Annotated in this window: 4 protein-coding genes; 3 read left to right on the top strand and 1 reads right to left on the bottom strand. The window is 69.7% G+C overall.

The window, feature by feature from the left end; genetic code table 11:
• Together ACRX5W_RS24805 and ACRX5W_RS24800 are read left to right on the top strand one after the other, a co-directional pair.
• Positions 1-392 (top strand): GAP family protein (locus tag ACRX5W_RS24805; protein WP_436790504.1); only part of this gene is annotated, 392 nt, incomplete at its 5' end.
• 2 nt (positions 393-394) lie between these two features.
• Positions 395-2,086 carry a SulP family inorganic anion transporter gene (locus ACRX5W_RS24800; protein ID WP_436790503.1) on the top strand — a complete coding sequence of 564 codons (1,692 nt, stop codon included), beginning with the start codon at positions 395-397 and terminating at the stop codon, positions 2,084-2,086.
• 152 nt (positions 2,087-2,238) lie between these two features.
• Here ACRX5W_RS24800 and arcC read toward each other — a convergent pair whose 3' ends face one another.
• Positions 2,239-3,174: a carbamate kinase gene (gene arcC, locus ACRX5W_RS24795; protein ID WP_436790502.1), complete on the bottom strand. Its 936-nt coding sequence runs from the start codon at positions 3,172-3,174 to the stop codon at positions 2,239-2,241.
• Positions 3,175-3,429: 255 nt separating this feature from the next.
• Here arcC and ACRX5W_RS24790 point away from each other — a divergent pair, with 255 nt between their 5' ends.
• Positions 3,430-4,122, top strand: coding sequence for a hypothetical protein (locus ACRX5W_RS24790; RefSeq protein ID WP_436790501.1), 693 nt, complete (start codon positions 3,430-3,432; stop codon positions 4,120-4,122).
• Positions 4,123-4,165 lie beyond the last annotated feature (43 nt).

Genomic DNA, 4,165 nt, shown 5'->3' with positions numbered 1-4,165 from the left:
CCCCCCCCCGCGGCGACGAAGAAGTGGCGTTGCCGAAGTGGATGCACACAGTCGACTCGTTCACTCCTGTCAAGGCGGGAGCACTCGGGATGGCGCTGTCCGCCCTCAACCCGAAGAACCTGCTGCTCGTGATCGCAGCGGCGACGGCGATCGCGCGTACGGACACCTCCGTCGGCGCACAGGCCACCGCGCTCGCGGTGTTCGTGGTGATCGGGGCGCTCGGAACCGGCACACCGGTCGTGCTCTACTTCGCCCTCAAGGAACGCTCGAAGCACATCCTCGACGAGCTGAAGCTCTGGATGGAGAGGAACAACGCCGCCATCGTGGCCGTGGTCTGCCTGGTCTTCGCGGCGAAGCTGGTGGGCGGCGCCGTCAGCGATCTCTCCTCGTGAGGGTGAGCACGCGCCGGCTTTTCCCCTCGCTGCGGGGCTACCAGCGGCGGTGGCTGGGGCGTGACGCGCTGGCAGGGGCGACCGTGTGGGCGGTTCTGGTACCCGAAGCGCTCGCCTACGCCTCGATCGCCGGCGTCTCGCCCGTAGTCGGCCTCTACGCCGCGCCGCCGGCCCTGATCCTGTATGCCGCCTTCGGTAGTTCGAAACACGTCGTCGCGGGGCCGATGGCGGCGACGGCCGCGCTCTCGGCGGCGATCGTCGGAGAGTTCGCCGCCGGGGGAAGCGCCGACTTTGCCGTGATGACCGCGGCGCTCGCGGTCGCGGTGGGCGTCGCCGCGCTCCTGGCCGGGCTCCTGCGCCTCGGCTTCCTCGCCGCTTTCATCTCCGAGCCCGTGCTCAAAGGCTTCATCGTCGGCCTGGCCCTGACGATCATCGCCGGCCAACTGCCGAAGCTGTTCGGTGTCGAGAACGGGTCGGGAGACTTCTTCGAGAAGGTCTGGTCCCTGGTCGGGAACCTCGGCGGCACCAGCGGCCTCACCGCCCTGGTCGGTTTCACAAGCCTCCTGATGATCCTTGTCCTCAAACGCGTCGCCCCGGCAGTGCCCGGCTCGCTGGTCGCGGTGGCGCTGGGAATCGCCGCCGCCGCGATCCTCAACCTGGACGACCACGGTGTCGACGTCGTCGGCCCGGTCGAGAGCGGCCTCCCCTCGTTCGGCTTCCCCGACGTCTCGGTCGACGATCTCGGCGACCTCGCCGCGGGCAGCGTCGGCGTGATGCTCGTGGCCTTCGCCGAGGGGCTCGGAGCCGCGAAGACCTACGCCGCCCGCGGCCGTTACGAGGTCGACGCCAACCGCGAGCTGATCGGGCTCGGGGCCGCCGGCCTGGGCGCGGGGCTCTCCAGCGGCATGGTCGTCAACGGCAGCCTCTCCAAGACCGCCGTCAACTGGTCGGCCGGGGCACGAACCCAGCTCTCCGGGATCTTCGTGGCCGCCCTGACCGTGCTCACGCTCCTCTTCCTCACCGGCTTGTTCGAGCAGCTTCCCGAGACGGTGCTCGCCGCGGTGGTGATCGCGGCCGTCGTCGAACTGGTCGACGTCCGCTCGCTGATCGGCCTCTACCGCGTCTTCAGCGGTCGGCTCGGCCGGGCCTACGGCGTCGCCGCCAGGCCTGATTTCACCGCCGCCGTCGCGGCGATGCTCGGGGTGATGGTCTTCGACACGTTGCCCGGCCTCTTCATCGGCATCGGCGTCTCGCTGCTTCTGCTGCTGTACCGCTCATCGCGCCCAATCGTCAGCGAACTGGGCCAAGTGCGCGGCGGGAACGGCCACTTCGCCGCGCTTGCCGGGCACGCCGATGCCCGCAGGATCCCGGGTGTGGTCGTCCTGCGCGTCGAGGCCGGCATCTATTTCGCCAACGCCGAGCGGATCCGGACCACAGTACGAGACGCCGCCGCCCGCGAAGGAACGGCGGCGGTCGTGCTCGACGCCGAGACCGTTCCCTTCATCGACGTCAGCGCGGTGCGCATGCTCGACAACCTGGCCGAGGAACTGGAGGACCGCGGACTACGACTCCTGCTCGCCCGAGACGTGGGCCAGGTGCGGGACGTGTTGCACACCGCGGAAGCCAGGGACGAGCTGAGACGCGTGTACCCGACCGTCCGGGCAGCGGTCGACGCGGCCAGGACCGGCACATGACACACGCCGGGGTAGTGGGCGTTGCCGATCGACGCCGAGGTGACGAACACGCCAACCTGGGCCGGGGCGAGTGCAATAGCCGCGGCTTCGTTTGTGTGCTCGGTGGCCCCGGCGCAGCCGCGGGCCCACGGCGCGTTTGTGTCCTGCCGCTGCTACAACGTCCCTTCTTGGGGTGACCGGCCGTTTGGGGTGACGATTGTCCCCGCGTGGCCGGTGAGGATTGCGGTGGCCTGGTTCAGGGAGCCGATGGCGGCCATGCGGCCCGTTGTTTCGACGAAGCGGCAGACGGCGTCGACTTTCGGGCCCATGGAACCCGCGGGGAAGTCTTCGGCGCGGAGCTCGGCGGGTGTGGTGTGGGGGATTTCCTCGGCCTGCGGGGTGCCGAAGTTCCGCATGACGCGGGGGACATCGGTGAGCAGCAGCAGGGCGTCGGCGTCGAGGGCCTCGGCGAGGAGGGACGCGGTGAGGTCCTTGTCGACGACGGCTTCGACGCCGACGAGGTGGCCGCGTTCGTCGCGGATGACGGGGACGCCGCCGCCGCCCGCGCAGACGGCGATCGTTCCGGCGGTCAGGAGTTGGTGGATCAGGTGGGTCTCGACGACGTGGCGCGGTTGGGGTGAGGGAACGACACGGCGCCAGTAGGGACCGTCTTGTTTGACCGTCCAGCCGCGTGCGGCTGCGAGTTCTTGTGCTTCCGGTTTCGTGTAGACGGGGCCGACGAATTTGGTGGGGTTGTCGAAGGCGGGGTCGGCGGCGGAGACGAGGGTCTGGTTGATCAGTGCGCAGACATGGCGGCCGGGAAGGGCGTTCTGCAGCGCTTGCAACAGCCAGTAGCCGATCATGCCCTGTGTTTCGGCGCCGAGGACGTCGAAGGGGTAGGGGGTGGTCAGGGACTTGTCCGCCGCGGACTGCAACGCGAGGAGCCCTACTTGCGGGCCGTTGCCGTGTGTCACCACGAGCTCGTGCTCTGTCGCGATCGGTGTGAGTGCTTTGACCGCTGCGCGGATGTTGGCTACTTGGATGGCTGCGTCGGGTTTGTCTCCGCGCTGCAACATGGCGTTTCCACCGAGGGCGACGACGACGCGCATAGGCGTTCTTCCTTTCGGGAGCCGGATGACCGGCGCTGTGATTGGGGGATCAGCGGGATCAGCGGGATCAGGGAGTGGGAGTGCTCGGGCCGGCCCACCGACCGGCCCCGCCGTACGCCACGGCACGAAGACCGTCGCCGGCAGTGACCATCGGCATGCAGGTCGGGACTTTCGGCCCTGGGCGGTACTGCCGAAAGCACGGAAAAGTGACCTTTGGCCGAGGGCCGACAGACAACAGCCGGCGAGAGGTATTTCATGCGCCACCACGAGCTCAACGTCCTGCTCACAGAGGCGCATCCGGGAGACAGCGAAACCGCTGCCGCGCTCCTGGCGGGGGCGGGCCACCGCGTGCACCGCTGCCACCCGGTGGCCCAGCCCGCGACTGGCGCCGAGGACACAGCGGAGCAAACCTCGGGGGCATGCGTCGCCTGGCACACGGGCGGCAAGTGCCCGCTCACCACGACCGCCATCGACGTCGTCGTCGACGCACGCCGCGTCAGCGGTCCGGAGACACCTCGCGAGCAAGGCGCGATGTGCGCCACGCTCACCTCGGTCCCCCTTGTCGTGTGCGGGCCCGCGGACACCCGCAACACGGTGCTTCTCAAGGCCGACTCACTGTGCGACGCCGCTCACCTGCTCGCCGCCTGCCGGAGTGCCGCTTCACCCGCCGGGCGCGCCGCCCACCGAGCGGTCACCCAGGCGGTTCGCACAGCACTCACCGGACTCGGGGATCCGCCCGCGATCACCGTGGAACTCGTGCTGCGCCAAGACACCGTCATCGCCGACATCACCATCGCCGCCACCCCTTCGGCCACCACGTACACCCGCGTCCGCGGTGCCGTCCGCACGGCCCTGGCACGGTTCACCCCATCGTGGCCGTACATCCCCGTCACCGTCCACCACAGCGCACCGGCTCAACAGGCACCGCTCTCAGCGGTCCCCCGGTAGCCGACCTCGGCGACGCACAGGCCGACAGCGCCGAAGCGTCGCC

It is taken from the genome of Yinghuangia sp. YIM S10712, from assembly GCF_051388935.1.
Taxonomy (GTDB): domain Bacteria; phylum Actinomycetota; class Actinomycetes; order Streptomycetales; family Streptomycetaceae; genus Yinghuangia.
The sequence above is the reverse complement of the archived record's forward strand: the minus strand, read 5'-3'. Positions and strand labels throughout refer to the sequence as shown.